Origin of the sequence: Corynebacterium sp. HMSC035E02 (assembly GCF_001836065.1) — a bacterium.
GTDB classification, from domain to species: domain Bacteria; phylum Actinomycetota; class Actinomycetes; order Mycobacteriales; family Mycobacteriaceae; genus Corynebacterium; species Corynebacterium hiratae.
Genome location: NZ_KV827331.1, coordinates 1 through 225, shown reverse-complemented (window position 1 = coordinate 225; position 225 = coordinate 1). Strand labels below are relative to the sequence as shown.

Annotated in this window: 1 pseudogene; it reads right to left on the bottom strand. The window is 58.2% G+C overall.

Going from position 1 to position 225, the window contains the following annotated elements:
* Positions 1–225, bottom strand: a pseudogene (locus HMPREF2635_RS12920) (ISL3 family transposase); the annotation flags it as partial.

The window sequence follows — 225 nt, the reverse complement described above, 5'->3', positions numbered from 1 at the left end:
TTCCTTAAGCCACCCGCTGAGCACATCTGCCGACCTGCCCGGTCGCATGTCTAACAAGCGAGCAGGCCCACGCCCGTCCACCAGCGGGGTGAGGTCAACAAGTATGGTCACCAGGTTTGATGCCTGACCTGGTTTTCTGGTGTGTTTCCATACATGTTCATCGACTCCAAGAATGCGAACCCCGTCTAGGTGACAAGGGTCGCCGTAGACAAGCTGGCGGCAGGC